This is a genomic window from Burkholderia sp. Ap-955, from assembly GCF_011753045.1.
In the GTDB taxonomy this organism is placed as follows: Bacteria; Pseudomonadota; Gammaproteobacteria; order Burkholderiales; family Burkholderiaceae; genus Burkholderia; species Burkholderia lata_D.
On the sequence record NZ_VWWH01000062.1, the window covers coordinates 11,472 to 37,432 of the forward strand.

Annotated in this window: 35 protein-coding genes; all 35 read left to right on the forward strand. The window is 60.5% G+C overall.

Going from position 1 to position 25,961, the window contains the following annotated elements; all coding sequences use genetic code 11:
• The first annotated feature begins 14 nt into the window (after nt 1–14).
• Nucleotides 15–4,259: a DNA-directed RNA polymerase subunit beta' gene (rpoC, locus tag F3J15_RS26245; protein WP_069246924.1), complete on the forward strand. Its 4,245-nt coding sequence runs from the start codon at nt 15–17 to the stop codon at nt 4,257–4,259.
• 198 nt (nt 4,260–4,457) lie between these two features.
• Nucleotides 4,458–6,305, forward strand: coding sequence for a DNA helicase RecQ (gene recQ, locus F3J15_RS26250; RefSeq protein WP_069246925.1), 1,848 nt, complete (start codon nt 4,458–4,460; stop codon nt 6,303–6,305).
• Between the two features lie 227 nt (nt 6,306–6,532).
• A complete protein-coding gene (gene rpsL, locus F3J15_RS26255) occupies nt 6,533–6,913 on the forward strand; it encodes a 30S ribosomal protein S12 (protein WP_006400662.1) in 381 nt (126 codons plus the stop codon).
• 172 nt (nt 6,914–7,085) lie between these two features.
• Nucleotides 7,086–7,556, forward strand: coding sequence for a 30S ribosomal protein S7 (gene rpsG / locus F3J15_RS26260; RefSeq protein WP_006477195.1), 471 nt, complete (start codon nt 7,086–7,088; stop codon nt 7,554–7,556).
• Between the two features lie 123 nt (nt 7,557–7,679).
• Nucleotides 7,680–9,782, forward strand: a complete 2,103-nt coding sequence (gene fusA / locus F3J15_RS26265) for an elongation factor G (RefSeq protein WP_039339232.1) — start codon at nt 7,680–7,682, stop codon at nt 9,780–9,782.
• A 43-nt stretch (nt 9,783–9,825) separates the two neighbouring features.
• Nucleotides 9,826–11,016, forward strand: a complete 1,191-nt coding sequence (tuf, locus tag F3J15_RS26270) for an elongation factor Tu (RefSeq protein ID WP_011350666.1) — start codon at nt 9,826–9,828, stop codon at nt 11,014–11,016.
• A gap of 287 nt (nt 11,017–11,303) precedes the next feature.
• Nucleotides 11,304–11,615, forward strand: coding sequence for a 30S ribosomal protein S10 (gene rpsJ / locus F3J15_RS26275; protein ID WP_004199280.1), 312 nt, complete (start codon nt 11,304–11,306; stop codon nt 11,613–11,615).
• A 178-nt stretch (nt 11,616–11,793) separates the two neighbouring features.
• Nucleotides 11,794–12,444, forward strand: coding sequence for a 50S ribosomal protein L3 (gene rplC / locus F3J15_RS26280; RefSeq protein WP_006482922.1), 651 nt, complete (start codon nt 11,794–11,796; stop codon nt 12,442–12,444).
• Nucleotides 12,444–13,064, forward strand: coding sequence for a 50S ribosomal protein L4 (gene rplD / locus F3J15_RS26285; RefSeq protein ID WP_011350675.1), 621 nt, complete (start codon nt 12,444–12,446; stop codon nt 13,062–13,064). Before rplC ends, rplD begins: the two co-directional genes overlap by 1 nt.
• The gene (gene rplW / locus F3J15_RS26290; RefSeq protein WP_004199275.1) at nt 13,061–13,375 is read left to right on the forward strand and encodes a 50S ribosomal protein L23; all 315 of its coding nucleotides are present in this window, start codon (nt 13,061–13,063) and stop codon (nt 13,373–13,375) included. Before rplD ends, rplW begins: the two co-directional genes overlap by 4 nt.
• Nucleotides 13,376–13,377: 2 nt before the next feature.
• Nucleotides 13,378–14,205: a 50S ribosomal protein L2 gene (gene rplB / locus F3J15_RS26295; protein WP_006482900.1), complete on the forward strand. Its 828-nt coding sequence runs from the start codon at nt 13,378–13,380 to the stop codon at nt 14,203–14,205.
• A 10-nt stretch (nt 14,206–14,215) separates the two neighbouring features.
• On the forward strand, nt 14,216–14,491 hold the full coding sequence (rpsS, locus tag F3J15_RS26300) for a 30S ribosomal protein S19 (protein WP_004199273.1): 276 nt from the start codon (nt 14,216–14,218) through the stop codon (nt 14,489–14,491).
• Nucleotides 14,492–14,503: 12 nt separating this feature from the next.
• Nucleotides 14,504–14,833 carry a 50S ribosomal protein L22 gene (gene rplV, locus F3J15_RS26305; protein ID WP_004199272.1) on the forward strand — a complete coding sequence of 110 codons (330 nt, stop codon included), beginning with the start codon at nt 14,504–14,506 and terminating at the stop codon, nt 14,831–14,833.
• Nucleotides 14,834–14,844: 11 nt separating this feature from the next.
• On the forward strand, nt 14,845–15,645 hold the full coding sequence (gene rpsC, locus F3J15_RS26310) for a 30S ribosomal protein S3 (RefSeq protein ID WP_006482899.1): 801 nt from the start codon (nt 14,845–14,847) through the stop codon (nt 15,643–15,645).
• A 2-nt stretch (nt 15,646–15,647) separates the two neighbouring features.
• Nucleotides 15,648–16,064, forward strand: a complete 417-nt coding sequence (gene rplP, locus F3J15_RS26315) for a 50S ribosomal protein L16 (protein ID WP_006482873.1) — start codon at nt 15,648–15,650, stop codon at nt 16,062–16,064.
• A gap of 9 nt (nt 16,065–16,073) precedes the next feature.
• Nucleotides 16,074–16,268 carry a 50S ribosomal protein L29 gene (gene rpmC / locus F3J15_RS26320; RefSeq protein WP_006400652.1) on the forward strand — a complete coding sequence of 65 codons (195 nt, stop codon included), beginning with the start codon at nt 16,074–16,076 and terminating at the stop codon, nt 16,266–16,268.
• Nucleotides 16,265–16,537, forward strand: coding sequence for a 30S ribosomal protein S17 (gene rpsQ, locus F3J15_RS26325; protein WP_006477189.1), 273 nt, complete (start codon nt 16,265–16,267; stop codon nt 16,535–16,537). Before rpmC ends, rpsQ begins: the two co-directional genes overlap by 4 nt.
• 309 nt (nt 16,538–16,846) lie before the next feature.
• The gene (gene rplN, locus F3J15_RS26330) at nt 16,847–17,215 is read left to right on the forward strand and encodes a 50S ribosomal protein L14 (RefSeq protein ID WP_006482918.1); all 369 of its coding nucleotides are present in this window, start codon (nt 16,847–16,849) and stop codon (nt 17,213–17,215) included.
• A 9-nt stretch (nt 17,216–17,224) separates the two neighbouring features.
• A complete protein-coding gene (rplX, locus tag F3J15_RS26335; RefSeq protein ID WP_006477187.1) occupies nt 17,225–17,533 on the forward strand; it encodes a 50S ribosomal protein L24 in 309 nt (102 codons plus the stop codon).
• A gap of 16 nt (nt 17,534–17,549) precedes the next feature.
• On the forward strand, nt 17,550–18,089 hold the full coding sequence (gene rplE, locus F3J15_RS26340) for a 50S ribosomal protein L5 (protein ID WP_006477186.1): 540 nt from the start codon (nt 17,550–17,552) through the stop codon (nt 18,087–18,089).
• A 7-nt stretch (nt 18,090–18,096) separates the two neighbouring features.
• Nucleotides 18,097–18,402, forward strand: a complete 306-nt coding sequence (rpsN, locus tag F3J15_RS26345) for a 30S ribosomal protein S14 (RefSeq protein WP_011350676.1) — start codon at nt 18,097–18,099, stop codon at nt 18,400–18,402.
• Between the two features lie 14 nt (nt 18,403–18,416).
• Nucleotides 18,417–18,812, forward strand: a complete 396-nt coding sequence (gene rpsH, locus F3J15_RS26350; protein ID WP_011350677.1) for a 30S ribosomal protein S8 — start codon at nt 18,417–18,419, stop codon at nt 18,810–18,812.
• Nucleotides 18,813–18,830: 18 nt separating this feature from the next.
• Nucleotides 18,831–19,361: a 50S ribosomal protein L6 gene (gene rplF, locus F3J15_RS26355; RefSeq protein WP_006758786.1), complete on the forward strand. Its 531-nt coding sequence runs from the start codon at nt 18,831–18,833 to the stop codon at nt 19,359–19,361.
• Nucleotides 19,362–19,373: 12 nt separating this feature from the next.
• The gene (rplR, locus tag F3J15_RS26360) at nt 19,374–19,739 is read left to right on the forward strand and encodes a 50S ribosomal protein L18 (RefSeq protein ID WP_006477183.1); all 366 of its coding nucleotides are present in this window, start codon (nt 19,374–19,376) and stop codon (nt 19,737–19,739) included.
• 14 nt (nt 19,740–19,753) lie between these two features.
• Nucleotides 19,754–20,272: a 30S ribosomal protein S5 gene (gene rpsE, locus F3J15_RS26365; RefSeq protein ID WP_006482895.1), complete on the forward strand. Its 519-nt coding sequence runs from the start codon at nt 19,754–19,756 to the stop codon at nt 20,270–20,272.
• Between the two features lie 15 nt (nt 20,273–20,287).
• Nucleotides 20,288–20,470, forward strand: coding sequence for a 50S ribosomal protein L30 (gene rpmD / locus F3J15_RS26370; RefSeq protein ID WP_006400644.1), 183 nt, complete (start codon nt 20,288–20,290; stop codon nt 20,468–20,470).
• Between the two features lie 26 nt (nt 20,471–20,496).
• Entirely contained in the window at nt 20,497–20,931 is a 435-nt protein-coding gene (gene rplO / locus F3J15_RS26375; protein ID WP_006482880.1) for a 50S ribosomal protein L15, read from the forward strand.
• Nucleotides 20,932–20,973: 42 nt separating this feature from the next.
• Nucleotides 20,974–22,323, forward strand: a complete 1,350-nt coding sequence (gene secY, locus F3J15_RS26380; protein WP_006482915.1) for a preprotein translocase subunit SecY — start codon at nt 20,974–20,976, stop codon at nt 22,321–22,323.
• 7 nt (nt 22,324–22,330) lie between these two features.
• Entirely contained in the window at nt 22,331–22,549 is a 219-nt protein-coding gene (infA, locus tag F3J15_RS26385; RefSeq protein ID WP_004521905.1) for a translation initiation factor IF-1, read from the forward strand.
• A 20-nt stretch (nt 22,550–22,569) separates the two neighbouring features.
• Nucleotides 22,570–22,686, forward strand: a complete 117-nt coding sequence (rpmJ, locus tag F3J15_RS26390; RefSeq protein ID WP_004199844.1) for a 50S ribosomal protein L36 — start codon at nt 22,570–22,572, stop codon at nt 22,684–22,686.
• A 38-nt stretch (nt 22,687–22,724) separates the two neighbouring features.
• On the forward strand, nt 22,725–23,090 hold the full coding sequence (gene rpsM / locus F3J15_RS26395; RefSeq protein ID WP_006477178.1) for a 30S ribosomal protein S13: 366 nt from the start codon (nt 22,725–22,727) through the stop codon (nt 23,088–23,090).
• 28 nt (nt 23,091–23,118) lie between these two features.
• Nucleotides 23,119–23,520 (forward strand): 30S ribosomal protein S11, encoded by a 402-nt coding sequence (rpsK, locus tag F3J15_RS26400; protein ID WP_004197937.1) that lies wholly within the window; start codon nt 23,119–23,121, stop codon nt 23,518–23,520.
• A gap of 154 nt (nt 23,521–23,674) precedes the next feature.
• Complete coding sequence (rpsD, locus tag F3J15_RS26405) at nt 23,675–24,298, forward strand: 30S ribosomal protein S4 (protein ID WP_021161733.1); 624 nt, start codon at nt 23,675–23,677, stop codon at nt 24,296–24,298.
• Between the two features lie 124 nt (nt 24,299–24,422).
• Nucleotides 24,423–25,400 (forward strand): DNA-directed RNA polymerase subunit alpha, encoded by a 978-nt coding sequence (rpoA, locus tag F3J15_RS26410; protein WP_006477176.1) that lies wholly within the window; start codon nt 24,423–24,425, stop codon nt 25,398–25,400.
• A gap of 138 nt (nt 25,401–25,538) precedes the next feature.
• A complete protein-coding gene (rplQ, locus tag F3J15_RS26415) occupies nt 25,539–25,934 on the forward strand; it encodes a 50S ribosomal protein L17 (protein WP_006477175.1) in 396 nt (131 codons plus the stop codon).
• Nucleotides 25,935–25,961: the final 27 nt, after the last annotated feature.

Here is a 25,961-nt window from a genome sequence, read left to right on the forward strand (position 1 = left end):
ACGGAGAGAAAGCAATGAAAGCTCTGCTCGATCTATTCAAGCAAGTCCAACAGGAAGAAGTTTTCGACGCGATCAAGATCGGTCTGGCCTCGCCGGACAAGATCCGTTCGTGGTCGTTCGGCGAAGTGAAGAAGCCGGAGACCATCAACTACCGTACGTTCAAGCCGGAACGCGATGGTCTCTTCTGCGCGAAGATCTTCGGGCCGATCAAGGACTACGAGTGCCTGTGCGGCAAGTACAAGCGTCTGAAGCACCGCGGCGTGATCTGCGAGAAGTGCGGCGTCGAAGTGACGCTGGCGAAGGTGCGTCGCGAACGGATGGGCCACATCGAGCTGGCCTCGCCGGTCGCTCACATCTGGTTCCTGAAGTCGCTGCCGTCGCGTCTGGGCATGGTGCTCGACATGACGCTGCGCGACATCGAACGCGTGCTGTACTTCGAAGCCTATGTGGTGATCGAACCGGGCATGACGCCGCTGAAAGCGCGGCAGATCATGACCGAAGAGGATTACTACAACAAGGTCGAGGAATACGGCGACGAATTCCGTGCCGAAATGGGCGCGGAAGGCGTGCGTGAACTGCTGCGCGCGATCAACATCGACGAGCAGGTCGAGACGCTGCGCACCGAGCTGAAGAACACCGGCTCGGAAGCGAAGATCAAGAAGTACGCGAAGCGCCTGAAGGTCCTCGAGGCATTCCAGCGCTCGGGCATCAAGCCCGAGTGGATGATCCTCGAAGTGCTGCCGGTGCTGCCGCCGGAACTGCGTCCGCTCGTGCCGCTGGATGGCGGCCGTTTCGCGACGTCGGACCTGAACGACCTGTATCGCCGCGTGATCAACCGTAACAACCGGTTGAAGCGTCTGCTCGAGCTGAAGGCACCTGAAATCATCGTCCGCAACGAAAAGCGGATGCTGCAGGAAGCCGTCGACTCGCTGCTCGACAACGGTCGTCGCGGCAAGGCGATGACGGGCGCAAACAAGCGTCCGCTGAAGTCGCTCGCCGACATGATCAAGGGTAAGGGCGGTCGTTTCCGTCAGAACCTGCTGGGCAAGCGCGTCGACTACTCGGGCCGTTCGGTCATCGTGGTCGGCCCGACGCTGAAGCTGCACCAGTGCGGTCTGCCGAAGCTGATGGCACTCGAGCTGTTCAAGCCGTTCATCTTCAACAAGCTGGAAGTGATGGGCGTCGCGACGACCATCAAGGCTGCGAAGAAGGAAGTCGAGAACCAGACGCCGGTGGTGTGGGACATCCTCGAAGAGGTGATCCGCGAGCACCCGGTGATGCTGAACCGTGCGCCGACGCTGCACCGTCTCGGTATCCAGGCGTTCGAGCCGGTGCTGATCGAAGGCAAGGCAATTCAGCTGCACCCGCTCGTTTGCGCGGCGTTCAACGCCGACTTCGACGGTGACCAGATGGCCGTTCACGTGCCGCTGTCGCTCGAAGCGCAGATGGAAGCGCGTACGCTGATGCTGGCGTCGAACAACGTGCTGTTCCCGGCCAACGGCGATCCGTCGATCGTGCCGTCGCAGGATATCGTGCTGGGTCTGTACTACGCGACCCGCGAAGCGGTCAATGCCAAGGGCGAAGGCCTGTCGTTCACGGGCGTGTCGGAAGTGATCCGCGCGTACGAGAACAAGGAAGTCGAGCTGGCATCGCGCGTCAACGTGCGGATCACCGAAATGGTCCACAACGAAGACACGTCGGAAGGCGCACCGCCGTTCGTGCCGAAGATCTCGCTGTACGCGACGACCGTCGGCCGCGCGATCCTGTCGGAGATCCTGCCGCACGGCCTGCCGTTCTCGGTGCTGAACAAGCCGCTGAAGAAGAAGGAAATCTCGCGCCTGATCAACACGGCGTTCCGCAAGTGCGGTCTGCGTGCGACGGTGGTGTTTGCCGACCAGCTGATGCAGTCGGGTTTCCGTCTCGCGACGCGTGCCGGCATCTCGATCTGCGTGGACGACATGCTCGTGCCGCCGCAGAAGGAAACGATCGTCGGCGACGCCGCGAAGAAGGTGAAGGAGTACGACCGCCAGTACATGTCGGGTCTCGTCACCGCGCAGGAACGCTACAACAACGTGGTCGACATCTGGTCGGCAACGTCGGAAGCGGTCGGCAAGGCGATGATGGAGCAGCTGTCGACGGAGCCGGTGACGGACCGCGACGGCAACGAGACGCGCCAGGAGTCGTTCAACTCGATCTACATGATGGCCGACTCGGGCGCCCGGGGTTCGGCGGTTCAGATTCGTCAGCTGGCCGGTATGCGTGGCCTGATGGCGAAGCCGGACGGCTCGATTATCGAGACGCCGATTACCGCGAACTTCCGCGAAGGTCTGAACGTGTTGCAGTACTTCATCTCGACCCACGGTGCACGTAAGGGTCTGGCTGATACGGCACTGAAGACCGCGAACTCGGGTTACCTGACGCGTCGTCTCGTCGACGTCACGCAGGATCTGGTCGTGGTGGAAGACGATTGCGGCACGTCGAACGGCGTGGCGATGAAGGCGCTCGTCGAAGGCGGTGAAGTCGTCGAAGCGCTGCGTGACCGTATCCTCGGCCGCGTTGCGGTTGCGGACGTCGTGAACCCGGAAACGCAGGAAACGGTGTACGAATCGGGCACGCTGCTCGACGAAACGGCGGTCGAGGAAATCGAACGCCTCGGCATCGACGAAGTGCGCGTGCGCACGCCGCTGACCTGCGAAACGCGTTACGGCCTGTGCGCAGCCTGCTACGGCCGTGACCTCGGCCGCGGCTCGCTCGTGAACGTCGGCGAAGCGGTTGGCGTGATCGCCGCACAGTCGATCGGTGAACCGGGCACGCAGCTGACGATGCGTACGTTCCACATCGGTGGTGCGGCATCGCGTGCGGCAGTGGCTTCGTCGGTCGAAGCGAAGAGCAACGGTATCGTGCGCTTTACGGCGACGATGCGCTACGTCACGAACGCGAAGGGCGAGCAGATCGTCATTTCCCGTTCGGGCGAAGCGATGATCACCGACGATTTCGGTCGCGAGCGCGAGCGTCACAAAGTGCCGTACGGCGCGACGCTGCTGCAGCTCGACGGCGCGACGATCAAGGCAGGCACGCAGCTCGCCACGTGGGATCCGCTGACGCGTCCGATCATCACCGAGTACGGTGGTACGGTGAAGTTCGAGAACGTCGAGGAAGGCGTGACCGTCGCGAAGCAGATCGACGACGTGACCGGCCTGTCGACGCTGGTCGTGATCGACGTGAAGCGCCGTGGTTCGCAGGCTTCGAAGAGCGTGCGTCCGCAGGTCAAGCTGCTCGACGCGAACGGCGATGAAGTGAAGATTCCGGGCACGGAGCACGCAGTGCAGATCGGCTTCCAGGTCGGCGCTCTGATCACCGTGAAGGATGGCCAGCAGGTGCAGGTCGGTGAAGTGCTCGCACGTATCCCGACGGAAGCGCAGAAGACGCGTGACATTACCGGCGGTCTGCCGCGGGTGGCGGAACTGTTCGAAGCGCGTTCGCCGAAGGATGCCGGCATTCTCGCGGAAGTCACCGGTACGACGTCGTTCGGTAAGGACACGAAGGGCAAGCAGCGTCTCGTCATCACGGATCTCGAGGGCAACCAGCACGAGTTCCTGATCGCGAAGGAAAAGCAGGTTCTGGTTCACGATGCACAGGTCGTCAACAAGGGCGAAATGATCGTGGACGGTCCGGCGGATCCGCACGACATCCTGCGTCTGCAGGGTATCGAGGCGCTGTCGCGCTACATCGTCGACGAAGTGCAGGACGTGTATCGTCTGCAGGGCGTGAAGATCAACGACAAGCACATCGAGGTGATCGTTCGCCAGATGCTGCGTCGTGTGCAGATCACCGACAACGGTGATACGCGCTTCATCCCGGGCGAACAGGTCGAGCGTTCCGACATGCTGGACGAGAACGATCGCATGATCGCCGAGGACAAGCGTCCGGCTTCGTACGACAACGTGCTGCTCGGTATCACGAAGGCATCGCTGTCGACCGACTCGTTCATCTCCGCGGCATCGTTCCAGGAAACGACCCGCGTGCTGACCGAAGCGGCGATCATGGGCAAGCGCGACGATCTGCGTGGCCTGAAGGAAAACGTGATCGTCGGCCGTCTGATTCCGGCCGGTACGGGTCTCGCGTTCCACAAGGCACGCAAGGCGAAGGAATCGTCGGATCGCGAGCGTTTCGACCAGATCGCAGCCGAAGAGGCATTCGACTTCGGCACGCCGAGCGCGCCGGCGGAAGAGCCGCAGCAACACCCGGCAGCCGAGTAAGTGCGGGCGGCGCGAGCCGCTTTGCCTTACCTCGCTGTCACCGAAACCGCCCGGTTCCGCCGGGCGGTTTTTTTTCGTCCGTCGTTCATCCGAGTGAACGAATCCTGGCCAATCGGCCAAAACCGCACGATTCGCCACGCGTCGCGCGAGCGGGTTGTTAAAATTGCGGTCATCGCTTAGCCGTCCCTGCCCTCATTCATGTCCCGCGCCCTCGAAATCCTCGACGAAGTATTTGGTTATCCCGCATTTCGCGGCCAGCAGGGCGAGATCGTCGAACACGTCGCCGGCGGCGGCGATTGTCTCGTGCTGATGCCGACCGGCGGCGGCAAGTCGTTGTGCTACCAGATCCCGGCGCTGCTGCGCCGCGAGGCCGGGCAGGGCGCCGGCATTGTCGTGTCGCCGTTGATCGCGCTGATGCAGGACCAGGTCGCCGCACTGAGCGAAGTGGGCGTGCGCGCCGCGTACCTGAATTCGACACTGTCGGGTGCCGAGGCTGCGGCGACCGAGCGCGCGCTGCGCGAAGGTGAAATCGACCTGCTGTACGTCGCGCCGGAGCGGCTGATGACGGGGCGCTTCCTCGACCTGCTCGAGCGCGCGAAGATCGGCCTGTTCGCGATCGACGAAGCGCACTGCGTGTCGCAATGGGGGCACGATTTCCGCCCGGAATACATCCAGCTGTCGGTGCTGCATGAGCGGTTCCCGTCGGTGCCGCGCATCGCGCTGACCGCCACCGCCGATGCAATCACGCGCGACGAGATCATCCACCGTCTCGCGCTCGACGACGCGCGCGTGTTCGTGTCGAGCTTCGACCGCCCGAACATTCGCTACCGGATCGTCGAAAAGGACAACGCGCGTTCGCAGCTGCTCGATTTCATTCGCGCCGAACATACGAACGCCGACGGTACGACGGATGCGGGCGTCGTTTATTGCCTGTCGCGCCGCAAGGTCGAGGAAACGGCCGAATGGCTGAAGGCGCAGGGCGTGCGTGCGCTGCCGTATCACGCGGGGATGGAGTTCGAGGTGCGGCAGAAGCACCAGGAGATGTTCCAGCGCGAGGAAGGCATCGTGATGTGCGCAACGATCGCGTTCGGCATGGGCATCGACAAGCCGGACGTGCGCTTCGTCGCGCACCTGGATCTGCCCAAGAGCGTCGAGGGCTACTACCAGGAAACGGGCCGCGCCGGCCGCGACGGGATGCCCGCGAATGCGTGGATGGCGTACGGTCTCGGCGACGTCGTCCAGCAGCGCAAGATGATCGACGAGTCCGATGCGGACGACGCACACAAGCGCGTCCAGACGTCGAAGCTCGACGCGCTGCTCGGGCTGTGCGAGACGATCTCGTGCCGCCGCGTACGGCTGTTGAACTACTTCGGCGAGGAGAGCAAGCCGTGCGGCAACTGCGACACGTGTCTCGAGCCGCCCGATTCATGGGACGCGACGCGGGAGGCGCAGATGGCGCTGTCATGCGTGTTCCGCGCGCAGCGCGCGAGCGGCTTCAATTTCGGCTCGAGCCACCTGATCGAGATCCTGCGCGGCGGGCGCACCGAGAAGGTGTTGCAGCGCGGCCACGACCAACTCAGCACGTTCGGAATCGGCGCGGCGCTGTCCGAGCCCGAGTGGCGTGCGATTTTCCGGCAGCTCGTCGCGTACGGCTACCTGGCCGTCGACCATGGCGGCTTCGGCGCACTGATGCTGACCGAGGCCGCGAAGCCCGTGCTGAAGAACGAGGAGAAGGTCACGCTGCGCCGCTACGTGAAGCCGCAGCGCACGCGCCAGTCGTCGAGCCGCAGCGGTACGCGCGTCGATCCGACGGCCGGCATGGGCACGCGTGAGCGTGCACGGTGGGACGCGCTGCGTGCGTGGCGCGCGGAAACGGCCAAAACGGACGGCGTGCCGGCCTACGTGATCTTCCACGACGCAACGCTCGCCGAGATCGCGCGCAACGCGCCGGAGACGATCGACGACCTGCGCCATATCCCCGGCATGGGCGTGCGCAAGCTCGAACGCTTCGGCGACGAGATCATCGACGTCGTCGAGTCGGCCTGACACAGGCGTTCCGACCCTTCCGGTAAACCACGCGCTCGGCTGGCGAATCACGCAAGCCGTTGACTTAGTTGGTATTTCCGGAATATGATGCTGGGTTCCGGTATTCGGTGGGCCGAGTCGCGTTCCAAGGTTCGCACCCGTTTCGCCGGTTCGGAAGTCAACTGTGCGCCGATTCTCGCTTTGCCCGAAATCGATGCGCAGATTTTGTTCAATTTCAGGAATAAACAATGCCAACCATCAACCAACTGGTTCGCAAAGGCCGTCAGTCGGAAACGACGAAGAGCAAGAGCCCGGCCCTGCAGGACTGCCCCCAGCGTCGCGGCGTGTGCACCCGTGTGTACACGACGACGCCGAAGAAGCCGAACTCGGCACTCCGTAAGGTCGCCAAGGTTCGTCTGACGAACGGCTTCGAAGTGATTTCGTACATCGGCGGTGAAGGCCACAACCTGCAGGAACACTCGGTTGTGCTGATCCGCGGCGGCCGTGTGAAGGACTTGCCGGGTGTGCGTTACCACATGGTTCGCGGCTCGCTGGATACCCAGGGCGTCAAGGACCGTAAGCAAGCGCGCTCGAAGTACGGCGCGAAGCGTGCAAAGGCTGCCAAGTAAGCAGTTTTTGATCAGGGATCGCCGCAGGGCGGTCAAGGCGGGAGTGCCGGATTGCCGGTGCTGTCGAGTAAGTGGTCACCCGGCCAAGCTGGTTAGTCGTGAAGATGTGATCGGGTTTGTTGGTGGCCGCGGAGCTGGAACCAGCTCCAACTGAACAAGTAAAGGAAGAATCATGCCGCGTCGTCGCGAAGTCCCCAAGCGGGAAGTGTTGCCGGATCCGAAGTTCGGTAACGTTGATGTAGCCAAGTTCATGAACATGCTGATGCTGTCCGGCAAGAAGTCGGTCGCAGAGCGCATCGTTTATGGCGCATTCGAACAAATCCAGACCAAGGGTGGCAAGGACCCGCTGGAAGTGTTCACGGTTGCGCTCAACAACGTCAAGCCGGTGGTCGAAGTGAAGAGCCGTCGCGTTGGTGGTGCCAACTATCAAGTTCCGGTCGAAGTGCGCCCGTCGCGTCGTATGGCATTGGCGATGCGCTGGCTGCGTGAGGCTGCGAAGAAGCGTAGCGAGAAGTCGATGGCCCTGCGCCTGGCAGGTGAACTCTCCGAAGCGGCCGAAGGCCGTGGCGGCGCGATGAAGAAGCGCGACGAAGTTCACCGCATGGCAGAAGCCAACCGCGCGTTCTCGCATTTCCGTTTCTAAGCGCCTGGCTGGGCTTTTAGCGGAAATAAATTCCGGGCGGGTGCGCTTTTCAGGCGCCTCGCCCGTTTGTGTTGAAGCATGATGCAGCAGGGCTGCATCGTGTCATCCCAGTAGAGGATCAAAGTGGCTCGCAAGACTCCTATCGAGCGCTACCGCAATATCGGTATTAGCGCTCACATCGACGCCGGCAAAACGACGACGACCGAGCGCATTCTGTTTTACACCGGTGTGAACCACAAGATCGGTGAAGTCCACGACGGCGCAGCCACGATGGACTGGATGGAGCAGGAACAAGAGCGTGGCATCACGATCACGTCCGCTGCTACCACCGCCTTCTGGAAGGGCATGGGCGGCAACTATCCGGAACACCGCATCAACATCATCGACACCCCGGGCCACGTCGACTTCACGATTGAAGTCGAGCGCTCGATGCGCGTGCTCGACGGCGCGTGCATGGTGTACTGCGCAGTGGGCGGCGTGCAGCCGCAGTCGGAAACGGTGTGGCGCCAGGCTAACAAGTACAAGGTGCCGCGTCTCGCGTTCGTCAACAAGATGGACCGTACCGGTGCGAACTTCTTCAAGGTCTACGACCAGCTCCGTCTGCGCCTGAAGGCGAACCCGGTTCCGGTCGTGGTGCCGATCGGCGCGGAAGAAAACTTCAAGGGCGTCGTCGACCTGATCAAGATGAAGGCGATCATTTGGGACGAAGCGTCGCAAGGCACGAAGTTCGACTACGTCGACATCCCGGCCGAGCTCGCAGAGACCTGCAAGGAATGGCGCGAGAAGATGGTCGAAGTGGCTGCTGAAGCCAGCGAAGACCTGATGAACAAGTACCTGGAAGAAGGCGACCTGCCGGAAGCCGACATCGTCAAGGCGCTGCGCGACCGTACGATCGCGTGCGAAATCCAGCCGATGCTGTGCGGTACCGCGTTCAAGAACAAGGGCGTGCAGCGTATGCTCGACGCCGTGATCGACTTCCTGCCGTCGCCGGTCGACATCCCGCCGGTCAAGGGCGAGCTCGAAAACGGTGAAGAAGCAGAGCGCAAGGCGTCGGACGAGGAGAAGTTCTCGTCGCTCGCGTTCAAGATCATGACCGACCCGTTCGTCGGCCAGCTAATCTTCTTCCGTGTGTACTCGGGCGTCGTCAACTCGGGCGACACGCTGCTGAACTCGACCAAGGGCAAGAAGGAGCGCCTCGGCCGTATTCTGCAGATGCACGCGAACCAGCGTGAAGAAATCAAGGAAGTCCGTGCAGGCGACATCGCTGCTGCGGTCGGCCTGAAGGAAGCGACCACCGGCGACACGCTGTGCGATCCGGCAAACCCGATCGTGCTCGAGCGCATGGTGTTCCCGGAGCCGGTGATTTCGCAGGCTGTCGAGCCGAAGACCAAGGCTGACCAGGAAAAGATGGGCCTGGCGCTGAACCGTCTGGCTCAGGAAGATCCGTCGTTCCGCGTGCAGACCGACGAAGAGTCGGGCCAGACCATCATTTCGGGCATGGGCGAGCTCCACCTCGAAATTCTGGTCGACCGGATGAAGCGTGAATTCGGCGTGGAAGCAACCGTCGGCAAGCCGCAGGTTGCATACCGCGAAACGATCCGTTCGACGGCGAAGGACGTCGACGGCAAGTTCGTCAAGCAGTCGGGCGGTCGCGGCCAGTACGGTCACGCAGTCATCACGCTCGAGCCGAACGAACAAGGCAAGGGCTACGAGTTCTTCGACGAGATCAAGGGTGGTGTGATTCCGCGTGAATACATCCCGGCGGTCGACAAGGGTATCCAGGACACGCTGAAGTCGGGCGTGCTGGCTGGCTTCCCGGTCGTCGACGTGAAGGTTCACCTGACGTTCGGTTCGTACCACGACGTTGACTCGAACGAAAACGCGTTCCGCATGGCCGGTTCGATGGCGTTCAAGGAAGCAATGCGCAAGGCGAACCCGGTCGTCCTCGAGCCGATGATGGCTGTCGAAGTCGAGACGCCGGAAGACTACATGGGCAACGTGATGGGCGACCTGTCGGGCCGTCGCGGTATCGTCCAGGGCATGGAAGACATGGTTGGCGGCGGCAAGATCGTGCGCGCCGAAGTGCCGCTGTCGGAAATGTTCGGCTATTCGACGTCGCTGCGCTCGCTGACGCAAGGTCGCGCAACGTACACGATGGAGTTCAAGCACTACGCTGAAGCTCCGCGCAACGTTGCAGACGCGATCATCAGCGCGAAGTCGAAGTAAATCTGTAGCTACCAATCGATTAATTTTTTGAAAGAAGAGAATCATGGCAAAAGGTAAATTCGAGCGGACCAAGCCGCACGTGAACGTTGGTACGATTGGTCACGTTGACCACGGCAAGACGACGCTGACGGCAGCGATCACGACGGTTCTGACGAAGAAGTTCGGCGGCGAAGCGAAGGCATACGACCAGATCGACGCGGCACCGGAAGAAAAGGCACGCGGCATCACGATCAACACCGCGCACGTCGAGTACGAAACGGCTAACCGCCACTACGCACACGTCGACTGCCCGGGCCACGCTGACTATGTGAAGAACATGATCACGGGCGCAGCGCAGATGGACGGCGCGATCCTGGTTTGCTCGGCAGCAGACGGCCCGATGCCGCAAACGCGTGAGCACATCCTGCTGGCGCGTCAGGTTGGCGTTCCGTACATCATCGTGTTCCTGAACAAGTGCGACATGGTGGACGACGCTGAACTGCTCGAGCTGGTCGAGATGGAAGTTCGCGAACTCCTGTCGAAGTACGACTTCCCGGGCGACGACACGCCGATCGTGAAGGGTTCGGCGAAGCTGGCGCTGGAAGGCGACACGGGCGAGCTGGGCGAAGTGGCGATCATGAGCCTGGCCGACGCGCTGGACACGTACATCCCGACGCCGGAGCGTGCAGTTGACGGCGCGTTCCTGATGCCGGTGGAAGATGTGTTCTCGATCTCGGGCCGTGGTACGGTTGTGACGGGTCGCGTTGAGCGCGGCATCGTGAAGGTCGGCGAAGAAATCGAAATCGTCGGTATCAAGCCGACGGTGAAGACGACCTGCACGGGCGTTGAAATGTTCCGCAAGCTGCTGGACCAAGGTCAAGCAGGCGACAACGTTGGTATCCTGCTGCGCGGCACGAAGCGTGAAGACGTGGAGCGTGGCCAGGTTCTGGCGAAGCCGGGTTCGATCACGCCGCACACGCACTTCACGGCTGAAGTGTACGTGCTGAGCAAGGACGAAGGCGGCCGTCACACGCCGTTCTTCAACAACTACCGTCCGCAGTTCTACTTCCGTACGACGGACGTGACGGGCTCGATCGAGCTGCCGAAGGACAAGGAAATGGTGATGCCGGGCGACAACGTGTCGATCACGGTGAAGCTGATTGCACCGATCGCGATGGAAGAAGGTCTGCGCTTCGCAATCCGCGAAGGCGGCCGTACGGTCGGCGCCGGCGTCGTCGCCAAGATCATCGAGTAATATCGACGATCCGCGGATCCCGACGGGGTCCGCGATTCCGCGGTATGCAGTCCGTACCGTCGAAACCGGGTGTCCAGCTTGCGCTGGCACCCGGTTTTGTTTTTCCGTCACGCCGAGGCGCGGGGCGAGAAACTCGCACCATCGCTCCAGAATTTCGTGTAGAATCGCGGGCTTAGCAGTGGAAGTACCGTCCGGAACCTGATGTCTCGCTCCCCGCAGGCGTCATGTTTCACGTTCTTTTAGTGTCCGGCGATGCAACATCGCCTCGCTCTTTCCAAGGAATCGTCATGCAGCAACAGAAAATCCGCATTCGCCTGAAGGCTTTCGACTATCGTCTGATCGATCAATCGGCTGCCGAAATCGTCGATACCGCGAAGCGGACTGGCGCAATCGTCCGTGGCCCGGTGCCGCTGCCGACGCGCATTCAGCGTTTTGACATCCTGCGTTCGCCGCACGTCAACAAGACGTCGCGCGATCAGCTCGAAATCCGTACCCACCAGCGCCTGATGGACATCGTCGATCCGACCGACAAGACGGTTGACGCGCTGATGAAGCTCGACCTGCCGGCTGGCGTCGACGTGGAAATCAAGCTGCAGTAAGGCTTCCAGCGCCGATCGGCATGCCGGGCGGCGCTAAGTCTTTGTATTGCTTGCGGAAATCGAGAAGTCGGGCTATACTGCTTGGCTTTTCGCGTATTCGTGTAAAAAAGTTGGGCCTTGCGTGCCCGGCATTTTGTAAATCAGCCCCGACCAATCGCAGTCGGGAATGGAGAAAATGATGAGCCTTGGACTCGTAGGTCGCAAGGTTGGCATGACCCGTATCTTCACGGCGGAAGGGGATTCGATTCCCGTCACCGTGCTGGACGTGTCGGACAACCGCGTGACGCAGATCAAGACTGTTGAAACCGACGGCTACACGGCCGTGCAGGTTGCATTCGGCTCCCGTCGTGCCTCGCGCGTGACGAAGCCGCTGGCAGGTCATCTCGCCAAAGCCGGTGTCGAAGCCGGTGAAATCCTCAAGGAATTCCGCATTGACGCGGCCAAGGCAGCTGAGCTGTCGAATGGCGCCGTGGTCGGTGCCGATCTTTTCGAAGTGGGCCAGAAGGTCGACGTGCAAGGCGTGTCGATCGGTAAGGGCTACGCCGGTACGATCAAGCGTTACAACTTCTCCTCCGGCCGTGCTACGCACGGTAACTCGCGCTCGCACAACGTGCCGGGCTCGATCGGTATGGCGCAGGATCCGGGTCGTGTTTTCCCGGGTAAACGCATGACGGGTCACATGGGTGACGTGACGGTGACGGTGCAGAACCTCGAAATCGCTCGTATCGATGCAGAGCGCAAGCTGCTGCTCGTGAAGGGTGCGATTCCGGGCGCGAAGGGCGGCAAGGTCTTCGTGACGCCGGCCGTCAAGACCAAGGGGGCGAAATAATGGAACTCAAGCTCCTGAACGAAAATGGTCAGGAAGGTGCAGTGGTCAACGCATCGGACGTCGTGTTCGGTCGTGACTACAACGAAGCGCTGATCCACCAGGTCGTCGTCGCTTACCAGGCGAATGCTCGCCAAGGTAACCGCGCACAGAAGGACCGTGAGCAAGTCAAGCACACGACGAAGAAGCCGTGGCGCCAGAAGGGTACGGGCCGCGCTCGTGCCGGTATGTCGTCGAGCCCGTTGTGGCGTGGCGGTGGTCGTATCTTCCCGAATTCGCCGGAAGAAAACTTCTCGCACAAGGTCAACAAGAAGATGCATCGCGCAGGTCTCTGCTCGATCTTCTCGCAGCTGGCCCGTGAAGGCCGTCTGTCGGTCGTCGAGGACATCATCCTCGAAGCGCCGAAGACCAAGCTGCTGGCCGAAAAATTCAAGACCATGGGTCTCGACTCCGTGCTGATCATCACCGACACGGTTGACGAAAACCTGTACCTGGCATCGCGCAACCTGCCGCACGTGGCAATTGTCGAGCCGCGCTACGCTGACCCGCTCTCGCTGATCTACTTCAAGAAAGTGCTGGTCACGAAGGCTGCGGTCGCCCAGATCGAGGAGTTGCTGTCATGAGCGAGATTCGCAAGAACGATCATCGTTTGATGCAGGTCCTGCTCGCACCGGTGATCTCGGAAAAGGCGACGCTGGTTGCCGACAAGAACGAGCAAGTCGTGTTCGAAGTCGCACCGGATGCCACGAAGCAGGAAGTGAAGGCGGCTGTCGAGCTGCTGTTCAAGGTTGAAGTTGATTCCGTCAACGTGCTGGTTCAGAAGGGCAAGCAAAAGCGCTTTGGCCGTTCGATGGGCCGCCGCAAGGACGTGAAGAAGGCGTACGTTTGCCTGAAGCCCGGCCAGGAAATCAACTTTGAAGCGGAGGCCAAGTAATCATGGCAATCGTTAAAGTTAAGCCGACATCGCCGGGTCGCCGCGCGATGGTCAAGGTGGTCAACAAGAACCTGCACCAGGGCAAGCCGTTCGCGGCACTGCTCGACTCGCAGAGCTCGACCGCCGGCCGTAACAACAACGGTCGTATCACCACGCGTCACAAGGGTGGTGGTCACAAGCAGCACTACCGTATCGTCGATTTCCGTCGCACGAAGGATGGCATTCCGGCAAAGGTCGAGCGTCTCGAGTACGACCCGAACCGTAGCGCGAACATCGCGCTGGTGCTCTACGCAGACGGCGAACGTCGCTACATCATCGCCCCGAAGGGCCTGACCGTCGGCCAACAGCTGATGTCGGGTTCGGAAGCGCCGATCCGTGCAGGCAACACGCTGCCGATCCGCAACATTCCGGTCGGTACGACGATCCACTGCATCGAGATGCTGCCGGGCAAGGGCGCGCAAATGGCGCGTTCGGCTGGCACGTCGGCCATGCTGCTGGCACGTGAAGGCGTCTACGCGCAGGTTCGTCTGCGTTCGGGCGAAATCCGCCGCGTGCACATCGAGTGCCGTGCAACGATCGGTGAAGTCGGCAACGAAGAGCATAGCCTGCGCCAGATCGGCAAGGCTGGCGCGAACCGCTGGCGCGGTATCCGCCCGACGGTGCGTGGCGTTGCGATGAACCCGGTTGATCACCCGCACGGTGGTGGTGAGGGCAAGACGGCTGCAGGTCGCGACCCGGTGAGCCCGTGGGGTACGCCGGCTAAGGGTTACCGCACCCGCAGCAACAAGCGCACGACGACGATGATCGTCCAGCGCCGTCACAAGCGTTAAGGAGTAGGCAATGGCACGTTCTGTTAAAAAAGGTCCGTTCTGCGACGCCCATTTGCTGAAGAAAGTTGAGGCGGCTGCAGCTTCGCGCGACAAAAAGCCGATCAAGACCTGGTCGCGTCGCTCGACGATTCTGCCGGATTTCATCGGCCTGACGATCGCTGTTCACAACGGCCGTCAACACGTTCCGGTGTACATCTCGGAAAACATGGTCGGCCACAAGCTTGGCGAGTTCGCACTGACCCGTACGTTCAAGGGTCACGCAGCCGACAAGAAGGCCAAGAAATAAGGGGCAATCAAGATGGAAGTGAAAGCAATTCATCGCGGTGCCCGCATCTCGGCGCAGAAAACGCGCCTTGTGGCTGACCAGATCCGCGGTTTGCCGGTCGACAAGGCGCTGAACGTTCTGACGTTCTCGCCGAAGAAGGCGGCTGGCATCGTGAAGAAGGTTGTGCTGTCGGCAATCGCGAATGCGGAGCACAACGAAGGCGCTGATATCGACGAGCTCAAGATCAAGAGCATCTACGTCGACAAGGCTGCATCGCTCAAGCGTTTCACCGCGCGCGCCAAGGGCCGCGGTAACCGCATCGAGAAGCAATCCTGTCACATCACTGTGACGGTCGGGAATTAAGGAGCCATACGATGGGACAGAAAATTCATCCGACTGGCTTCCGCCTGGCTGTCAGCCGCAATTGGGCTTCGCGTTGGTACGCGAACAACAACAATTTCGCGGCGATGCTGCAGGAAGACATCGGTGTTCGTGAATACCTGAAGAAGAAGCTGAAGAACGCTTCGGTCGGTCGGGTCGTCATCGAGCGTCCGGCGAAGAACGCGCGCATCACGATTTACAGCTCGCGTCCGGGCGTGGTCATCGGCAAGAAGGGCGAGGATATCGAACAGCTGAAGACGGAACTGCAACGCCGCATGGGCGTGCCGGTTCACGTCAACATCGAAGAAATCCGCAAGCCGGAAACCGATGCTCAGCTGATCGCTGACTCGATCACGCAACAGCTCGAGCGCCGGATCATGTTCCGTCGCGCGATGAAGCGTGCGATGCAGAACGCGATGCGTCTGGGTGCCCAAGGCATCAAGATCATGAGCGCGGGCCGTCTGAACGGTATCGAAATCGCTCGTACGGAGTGGTATCGCGAAGGTCGCGTGCCCCTTCACACGCTGCGTGCTGATATCGACTACGCGACTTCGGAAGCGAAGACGACTTACGGGATCATCGGTGTCAAGGTGTGGGTCTACAAGGGCGATACGCTCGGCCGCAACGACGCACCGGTGGTGGAAGAAGTAGCCGAAGACAAGCGTCCGCGTCGCAATGCGCGTCCGGGCGACCGTCGTCCGCGCCGTGACGGCGAAGGCGGCGCTCCGGGTGCTCGTCGTGGCGCACCGCGCCGCGGCGCCGGCAAGCCCGAAGACGGCAAGACTGGAGAATAACGATGCTGCAACCGAAACGCAGAAAGTATCGTAAAGAGCAGAAAGGTCGTAACACCGGCAAGGCGACGCGCGGCAACGCAGTGTCGTTCGGTGAATTCGGTCTGAAGGCTATCGGTCGCGGTCGTTTGACCGCACGCCAGATTGAAGCGGCGCGTCGTGCAATGACGCGTCACATCAAGCGTGGCGGCCGCATCTGGATCCGGATCTTCCCGGACAAGCCGATTTCGCAGAAGCCGGCCGAAGTGCGTATGGGTAACGGTAAGGGTAACCCTGAGTACTACGTCGCCGAGATTCAGCCGGGCAAGATGCTCTATGAAATGGACGGCGTAACCGAAGAACTGGCACGCGAAGCGTTCCGTCTGGCTGCAGCCAAGCTGCCGCTGAAGACGGCGTTCATCGTGCGCCAGCTCGGCGCCTAAGGAGAAAATATGAAGGCTTCCGAACTTCTCCAGAAAGACCAGGCCGCGCTCAACAAGGAGCTGGCGGACCTGCTGAAGGCGCAATTCGGCCTGCGCATGCAACTCGCGACCCAGCAGCTCACGAACACGAGCCAGCTGAAGAAGGTTCGTCGCGACATCGCACGTGTGCGGACCGTCATGACTCAGAAGGCGAACCAGAAATGAACGATAGCGTGAAAACCTCGCTGAAGCGGACGCTGGTCGGTCGGGTCGTCAGCAACAAGATGGACAAGACCGTCACCGTGCTGATCGAGCACCGCGTCAAGCACCCGATCTACGGCAAGTATGTCGTGCGTTCGAAGAAGTACCACGCGCACGATGAAGCGAACACCTACAACGAAGGCGATCTCGTCGAAATCCAGGAAACTCGTCCTGTTTCGAAGACGAAGGCCTGGACGGTGTCGCGCCTCGTCGAAGCAGCTCGCGTCATCTAAGCGGGCAGCGCAGTAGGCAGTAACGGGCACTTCTCCGCGAAGTGCTTGAAATCGCAAAGTATTTGCTTGCGTGACCAGGATTATTTGTTATAATCCTGGTCTTCCCTCTTTATGGGAGCCCCGTCGCGGGCGAAGTTGGTGGGGGAAGCGGACTGGCGCCTGCCTGTCCGAAAGATTCACCGAATTGCGATGGCGGGTTTCGTTTGCCGTCGCTGCTGTTCCAACCCAAGCAGCCGATTGGCTGACGGGACCAAGACTGACCGAATGCATCATGGTGGTGCATCCGGATTAAGTTGGGAAAGACAAACCATGATCCAGACCGAATCTCGGCTCGAAGTAGCCGACAACACGGGTGCACGTGAAGTCCTGTGCATCAAGGTGCTCGGCGGCTCGAAGCGTCGTTATGCCGGCATTGGCGACATCATCAAGGTGAGCGTCAAAGAGGCAACGCCGCGCGGGCGCGTGAAGAAAGGCGAAATTTACAACGCCGTGGTGGTCCGCACCGCCAAGGGCGTGCGCCGTCAAGACGGCTCGCTGATCAAGTTCGACGGCAACGCCGCTGTGCTTTTGAATAACAAGCTCGAGCCGATCGGCACCCGTATCTTCGGGCCGGTCACGCGTGAGCTGCGTAGCGAACGATTCATGAAGATCGTTTCGCTGGCGCCGGAAGTGCTGTAAGGAGTCGCGATGAACAAGATTCGCAAAGGTGACGAAGTCATCGTCGTCACTGGCAAGGACAAGGGCAAGCGCGGCGTCGTGCTGGCTGTCGGTGCAGAGCATGTGACGGTTGAAGGTATCAACCTCGTCAAGAAGCATGTGAAGCCGAACCCGATGAAGGGTACGACTGGCGGCGTGGAAGCGAAGACGATGCCCCTGCATATTTCGAACGTCGCACTGGTCGACGCGAATGGCAAGGCGTCGCGTGTTGGCATCAAGGTCGAGGAAGGCAAGAAGGTTCGCTTCCTGAAGACGACCGGTGCTGTACTGAGCGCCTGACGCAGCGGAGTAAAAAATGGCTCGTTTTCAAGAGTTTTACAAAGAAAAGGTTGTGCCCGGCCTGATCGAGAAGTTCGGTTACAAGTCGGTCATGGAAGTGCCGCGCATCACCAAGATCACGCTGAACATGGGTCTTGGCGAAGCGATCGCTGACAAGAAGATCATCGAGAACGCCGTTGGCGACCTCACGAAGATCGCTGGTCAGAAGCCGGTCGTGACGAAGGCACGCAAGGCAATCGCAGGCTTCAAGATCCGCCAGGGCTACCCGATCGGCGCGATGGTGACGCTGCGTGGCCAAGCAATGTACGAATTCCTCGACCGTTTCGTGACGGTTGCCCTGCCCCGCGTGCGTGACTTCCGCGGCGTGTCGGGTCGTGCTTTCGATGGCCGTGGCAACTACAACATCGGTGTGAAAGAGCAGATCATTTTCCCCGAAATCGACTACGACAAGATCGACGCACTGCGTGGGCTGAACATCAGCATCACGACGACTGCGAAGACCGACGACGAAGCAAAGGCTCTGCTCGCCAGCTTCAAGTTCCCGTTCAGAAACTGAGGTTACCGTGGCTAAACTGGCACTGATCGAACGTGAAAAGAAGCGCGCCCGCCTGGTCGCGAAGTTCGCAGCAAAGCGCGATGCGCTGAAGGCGATCGTCGAAGACCAAAGCAAGTCGGAAGAAGAGCGCTACGAAGCACGCCTTGAGCTGCAGCAACTGCCCCGCAACGCAAACCCGACCCGCCAGCGTAACCGCTGCGCGATCACGGGCCGTCCGCGTGGCACGTTCCGTAAATTCGGCCTCGCGCGTAACAAGATTCGTGAAATCGCATTCCGTGGCGAGATTCCTGGCCTGACCAAGGCGAGCTGGTAATAGGAGAAACGTAAATGAGCATGAGTGATCCTATCGCCGATATGCTGACTCGCATCCGCAATGGGCAGATGGTCGAGAAGGTATCGGTGTCGATGCCCTCGTCGAAAGTCAAGGTTGCAATCGCGCAAGTCCTGAAAGACGAAGGCTATATCGACGATTTCGCCGTGAAGGCGGAAGGTGCGAAGTCCGAACTGAATATCGCGCTGAAGTACTACGCCGGCCGTCCGGTCATCGAACGCATCGAACGCGTGTCGAAGCCTGGCCTGCGCGTGTACCGTGGCCGTAACGACATTCCGCAGGTCATGAATGGCCTCGGTGTGGCAATCGTGTCGACGCCGAAGGGCGTGATGACCGACCGCAAGGCGCGCGCTACCGGCGTCGGCGGCGAAGTCATCTGCTACGTCGCTTAAAGCCGAGGAGAGAGAAACATGTCTCGAGTAGGTAAGAGCCCGATCGCGCTGCAAGGCGCGGAAGTCAAGCTGGCCGACGGTGCGATCACCGTCAAGGGCCCGCTGGGCACCATCACGCAAGCGATCAATCCGCTCGTGAACGTGGCGAACAACGACGGCACGCTGAACCTGTCGCCGGTGGACGAAAGCCGCGAAGCAAATGCACTGTCGGGCACGATGCGCGCGATTATCGCGAATGCCGTGCACGGCGTGACCAAGGGTTTCGAGCGCAAGCTGACGCTGGTTGGCGTCGGTTATCGTGCACAAGCGCAAGGCGACAAGCTGAACCTGTCGCTGGGTTTCTCGCACCCGGTGGTGCACCAGATGCCGGAAGGCGTCAAGGCAGAAACCCCGACGCAAACCGAAATCGTGATCAAGGGGATCAACAAGCAACAAGTCGGTCAAGTAGCTGCGGAAGTCCGCGGTTACCGTCCGCCGGAGCCGTACAAGGGCAAGGGCGTGCGCTATTCCGACGAGGTTGTGATCCTCAAAGAAACGAAGAAGAAGTAAGGGTGCGCAATCATGGATAAGACTCAATCTCGCCTGCGCCGCGCTCGCCAGACGCGTATCAAGATCGCTGAGCTGCAGGTCGCGCGTCTCGCCGTGCATCGCACGAATACGCACATCTACGCTCAAGTGTTCTCGCCGTGCGGCACCAAGGTGCTCGCCAGCGCGTCGACGCTCGAAGCAGAAGTGCGCGCAGAACTGGCCGACAAGTCGGGCAAGGGCGGCAACGTCAATGCTGCGACGCTGATCGGCAAGCGTATTGCCGAAAAGGCAAAGGCTGCCGGCATCGAATCCGTCGCCTTCGACCGCTCGGGCTTCCGCTACCACGGCCGCGTCAAGGCGCTGGCTGAGGCAGCTCGCGAAGCTGGGCTCAAGTTCTAAGGAAGGAATTCGTCATGGCAAAGATGCAAGCGAAAGTTCAGGCTGACGAGCGCGACGACGGCCTTCGTGAAAAGATGATTTCGGTCAATCGCGTGACCAAGGTCGTGAAGGGTGGCCGTATTCTCGGCTTCGCCGCACTGACCGTGGTTGGCGACGGTGATGGCCGCATCGGTATGGGCAAGGGCAAGGCGAAGGAAGTGCCGGTCGCTGTCCAGAAGGCAATGGAACAAGCTCGTCGCAACATGTTCAAGGTGCCGCTCAAGAACGGCACGCTGCAACACGAAGTGCACGGCAAGCATGGCGCATCCGCTGTCCTCCTCGCTCCGGCGAAGGCAGGTACGGGCGTGATCGCCGGCGGCCCGATGCGCGCAGTGTTCGACGTGATGGGCGTTCAGAACGTTGTGGCGAAGAGCCACGGTTCGACGAACCCGTACAACCTCGTTCGCGCCACGCTGGACGGTCTGCGCAAGCAGTCCACCCCGGCAGACATCGCGGCGAAGCGCGGCAAGTCCGTCGAAGAAATTTTGGGCTAAGCCCGGGTGGTCACCATGTCTGAAAAAACTGTCAAGGTTCAGCTCGTTAAGAGCCTGATCGGGACCCGCGAATCGCACCGCGCGACCGTGCGTGGCCTGGGCCTGCGCCGACTCAACTCGGTCAGCGAGCTTCAGGACACGCCGGCGGTCCGCGGCATGATCAACAAGGTCTCGTACCTCGTTAAGGTCATCGCGTAAGCGGCCCTACGGATCAAGGAGTTGATATGGAATTGAATAACCTGAAGCCGGCAGCTGGCGCCAAGCACGCCAAGCGTCGCGTCGGCCGTGGCATCGGTTCGGGCCTCGGCAAGACGGCTGGCCGTGGTCACAAGGGTCAGAAATCGCGTTCGGGCGGCTTCCACAAAGTCGGTTTCGAAGGCGGTCAGATGCCGCTGCAACGTCGTCTGCCGAAGCGCGGCTTCACGTCGCTGACGAAGGAATTCGTCGGTGAAGTGCGCCTGGGCGACCTCGAGAAGCTGCCGGTCGACGAGATCGATCTGCTCGCACTGAAGCAAGCCGGCCTGGTCGGTGAGCTGACGAAGAGCGCAAAGATCATCGCGACGGGCGAACTGAAGCGCAAGATCGTCGTGAAGGGTCTCGGTGCCACCAAGGGTGCGCGCGCTGCGATCGAAGCGGCTGGCGGTTCGTTCGCCGAGTGACACGCGTAGCGCGTCGTCACTTGCATTCATCGGAGAAGGTACTTGGCTAACAGCCCGAGTCTTGCAAAACCCGGTCGAAGCACGGCGAAATTCGGCGATCTGCGCCGGCGAGCAATGTTCTTGCTCCTGGCGCTGATCGTCTATCGCATCGGCGCGCACATTCCCGTGCCGGGCATCGATCCGGATCAACTGGCGAAGCTGTTCCAAAGCCAGGCGGGCGGCATCCTGGGCATGTTCAACATGTTCTCGGGTGGCGCGCTTTCCCGCTTCACGATCTTTGCGCTGGGGATCATGCCGTACATCTCGGCGTCGATCATCATGCAGTTGCTGGCGATTGTCTCGCCGCAGCTCGAGGCGCTGAAGAAGGAAGGGCAGGCAGGGCAACGGAAGATCACGCAGTACACGCGGTATTTCACCGTGGTGCTCGCGACCTTCCAGGCGTTCGGTATCGCGGCTGCGCTGGAAAACCAGCCGGGCCTCGTCACCGACCCCGGCATGCTGTTCCGTCTGACGACGGTCGTGACGCTGGTGACGGGCACGATGTTCCTGATGTGGCTCGGCGAGCAGATTACCGAGCGTGGTCTGGGCAACGGGATCTCGATCATCATCTTCGGCGGGATCGCAGCAGGGTTCCCGAATGCCGTCGGTGGGTTGTTCGAGCTGGTGCGTACGGGTTCGATGAGCATCATTTCGGCGATCATCATCGTCGTTCTGATTGCCGCGGTGACTTACCTGGTCGTGTTCATCGAACGCGGTCAGCGCAAGATCCTCGTGAACTACGCGAAGCGCCAGGTCGGCAACAAGATCTACGGTGGGCAGTCGTCGCATCTGCCGCTGAAGCTGAACATGTCGGGTGTGATTCCGCCGATCTTCGCATCGTCGATCATTCTGTTCCCGGCAACGATTCTCGGCTGGTTCAGTACCGGTCAGCCGACGGGAAGCTGGATTTCCAATACGTTGCATAACGTGGCGGAAGCGCTGAAGCCGGGCCAGCCGGTCTATGTGTTGCTGTACACGCTGGCGATCGTGTTTTTCTGCTTCTTCTACACCGCACTGGTGTTCAACAGCAGGGAAACCGCAGACAACCTGAAGAAGAGCGGCGCGTTTGTTCCGGGCATTCGTCCGGGCGATCAGACCGCACGATATATCGACCGCATCCTCACGCGTCTGACGCTGGCCGGTGCGATCTACATCGTCTTCGTGTGTCTGCTGCCGGAGTTCCTGGTGCTGCGCTGGAACGTGCCGTTTTATTTTGGTGGAACGTCGCTGCTGATCATTGTCGTCGTCACGATGGACTTTATGGCGCAGGTGCAGTCGTACGTTATGTCGCAACAGTATGAGTCACTGCTCAAGAAGGCGAACTTCAAGGGCGGCAACATCCCGATGCGTTGAAAGGACTATGGCCAAAGACGATGTAATCCAGATGCAGGGTGAGGTGATTGAAAACCTCCCGAATGCGACCTTCCGTGTGAAGCTGGAAAACGGCCATGTCGTATTGGGGCATATTTCCGGGAAGATGCGGATGCACTACATCCGCATCCTGCCTGGCGACAAGGTGACGGTTGAATTGACGCCTTACGATCTGTCTCGTGCGCGGATCGTGTTCCGGGCGAAGTGATTTGAAAAAAGGGTATTATCATGAAAGTGATGGCATCGGTTAAGCGCATTTGCCGCAATTGCAAGATCATCAAGCGCAAAGGCGTCGTTCGCGTGATCTGCAGCTCGGATCCGCGCCACAAGCAGCGCCAAGGCTGACCGCGCGTTTGTTTGCGCTTTTTGTTTGAGGAAAAACAATGGCTCGTATCGCAGGGGTTAACATCCCGAATCACCAGCACACCGAGATCGGCCTGACGGCAATCTTTGGTGTCGGCCGCACCCGTTCGCGCAGCATCTGCGTGGCAGCTGGCGTCGATTTTTCGAAGAAGGTCAAGGACTTGACCGACGCAGACTTGGAAAAGCTGCGTGAAGAAGTGGGCAAGTTTGTCGTCGAAGGCGATCTGCGCCGTGAAGTGACGATGAACATCAAGCGCCTGATGGACCTCGGTTGCTACCGTGGTGTTCGTCATCGCAAGGGCCTGCCGATGCGCGGTCAGCGTACGCGTACGAACGCACGTACTCGCAAGGGTCCGCGTCGTGCAGCGCAAGCGCTGAAGAAGTAAGCGGAACTGACAGTTACAGGAAAACGTAATGGCTAAGGCTTCGAACACCGCGGCGCAACGCGTTCGCAAGAAGGTTAAGAAGAACGTCGCTGAAGGCGTGGTTCACGTTCACGCGTCGTTCAACAACACGATCATCACGATCACCGATCGCCAAGGCAACGCACTGGCATGGGCGACGTCGGGCGGTCAGGGCTTCAAGGGCTCGCGCAAATCGACGCCGTTCGCTGCTCAGGTTGCAGCCGAGTCGGCTGGCCGCGTCGCGATGGAATACGGCGTGAAGAATCTGGAAGTGCGGATCAAGGGCCCGGGCCCGGGTCGTGAGTCGGCAGTGCGCGCACTGCACGGCCTCGGCATCAAGATCACCGCGATTTCGGACGTCACCCCGATTCCGCACAACGGCTGCCGTCCGCCGAAGCGTCGTCGTATCTAAAGGTGTGCTGGCACGTTCGTGCTAGCACATTGCCTGTCGCCGCTCAGCGTCGACGGGCGTTGCTTTTTTGATTGACTAAGCCCACCGTTCGCCCCAAAGGGCGCGAACTAGCGCGGATTCAGATCTGCGTGACTGATTGATAGAGGAATGCAAAGTGGCACGTTATATCGGCCCGAAGGCCAAGCTGTCCCGCCGTGAAGGCACCGACCTGTTCCTGAAGAGCGCACGCCGCTCGCTCGCCGACAAGTGCAAGCTCGACAGCAAGCCGGGTCAGCACGGCCGTACCTCGGGCGCACGTACGTCCGACTACGGTACGCAGCTGCGCGAAAAGCAGAAGGTCAAGCGTATCTACGGCGTGCTGGAGCGTCAGTTCCGCCGCTACTTCGCTGAAGCCGACCGCCGCAAGGGCAACACGGGTGAAAACCTGCTGCAACTGCTCGAATCGCGTCTCGACAACGTCGTGTATCGCATGGGCTTCGGCTCGACCCGCGCTGAAGCGCGTCAGCTGGTGAGCCACAAGTCGATCACCGTGAACGGCGTCGTCGCGAACGTCCCGTCGCAGCAAGTGAAGGCAGGCGACATCGTTGCGATCCGCGAAAAGGCGAAGAAGCAAGCGCGTATCGTTGAAGCGCTGTCGCTGGCCGAGCAAGGCGGCATGCCGAGCTGGGTTGCAGTCGATGCGAAGAAGTTCGAAGGCACGTTCAAGCAAATGCCGGAACGCGCTGAAATCGCAGGCGACATCAACGAAAGCCTGATCGTCGAATTGTATTCGCGTTAATCCGATTGACGGCCGAGGTACCCCGATTGCGTTGCGCAAGGAGGGGCCTCGGCTGTTTATTTTCTGGTTGTTACCGGTCAGCCTTATCGGTGTAACGAGCCGAGGGTATTGAAAAGGAAAGCCCATGCAAACCAGTTTGCTGAAACCCAAGATCATCGCCGTGGAATCGCTGGGCGAGAACCACGCGAGGGTGGTCATGGAACCGTTCGAACGCGGTTACGGCCATACCTTGGGCAATGCGCTTCGCCGCGTGCTGCTGTCGTCGATGGTTGGCTACGCGCCGACCGAAGTGACGATCGCAGGCGTGGTGCACGAGTACTCGACGCTGGATGGCGTGCAGGAAGACGTCGTCAACCTGCTGCTGAACCTGAAGGGCGTGGTGTTCAAGCTGCATAACCGTGACGAAGTGACGGTTACGCTGCGCAAGGAAGGTGAAGGCGTTGTCACGGCCGGCGATATCGAGCTGGCTCACGACTGCGAAGTCATCAATCCGAATCACGTGATTGCGCACCTGTCGAAGGGCGGCAAGCTCGACGTTCAGATCAAGATCGAAAAGGGTCGCGGCTATGTGCCCGGCAACGTTCGTCGCTACGGCGAAGACACGGCCAAGATCATCGGCCGCATCGTCCTCGACGCATCGTTCTCGCCGGTTCGCCGCGTGAGCTACGCTGTCGAAAGCGCACGTGTCGAGCAGCGTACCGATCTCGACAAGCTCGTGATGAACATCGAGACGAGCGGTGTGATCACGCCGGAAGAAGCGATCCGTCAATCGGCCCGCATCCTGGTCGACCAGCTGTCCGTGTTCGCGGCGCTGGAAGGCACGGAAACGGCAGCCGAAGCGCCGTCGCGTGCACCGCAGATCGATCCGATCCTGCTGCGTCCGGTGGACGATCTCGAGCTGACGGTTCGTTCGGCGAACTGCCTGAAGGCCGAGAACATCTACTACATCGGCGACCTGATCCAGCGCACGGAAAACGAGCTGCTGAAGACGCCGAACCTCGGTCGCAAGTCGCTCAACGAGATCAAGGAAGTGCTCGCTTCGCGCGGTCTCACGCTGGGCATGAAGCTCGAAAACTGGCCGCCGGCTGGTCTCGACAAGTAAGCCCGGTTGTTACTGTAGTTGGCAAAGATGCGGATTTTCCTTTAAAATCCGCATCTTGCTTTTTTTCGTTACCGGCCCGTGCACCCATCGAGGTGCGATAGAAGAGCTGGATCAAAACTTTGAATCAAGGAAACTGAAATGCGCCATCGTCATGGTCTGCGGAAACTGAACCGCACGAGCAGCCACCGTCTGGCTATGCTCCGTAACATGTCCAACTCGCTGATCGAGCACGAAGTCATCAAGACGACGCTGCCGAAGGCGAAGGAACTCCGTAAAGTCGTCGAGCCGCTGATCACGCTCGGCAAGAAGCCGTCGCTGGCAAACCGTCGCCTGGCGTTCAACCGCCTGCGCGATCGTGACTCGGTGGCGAAGCTGTTCGACGTGCTCGGTCCGCGTTTCGCGAACCGTCCGGGCGGCTACCTGCGCGTGCTGAAGTTCGGCTTCCGCGTGGGCGACAACGCACCGATGGCACTGGTCGAGCTGCTCGATCGTCCGGAAGTCGACGAAACGGAAAACGTGCAAGAAGCTGAGTAAGCTTCCGGTACGCAGCAGTATCTGAAA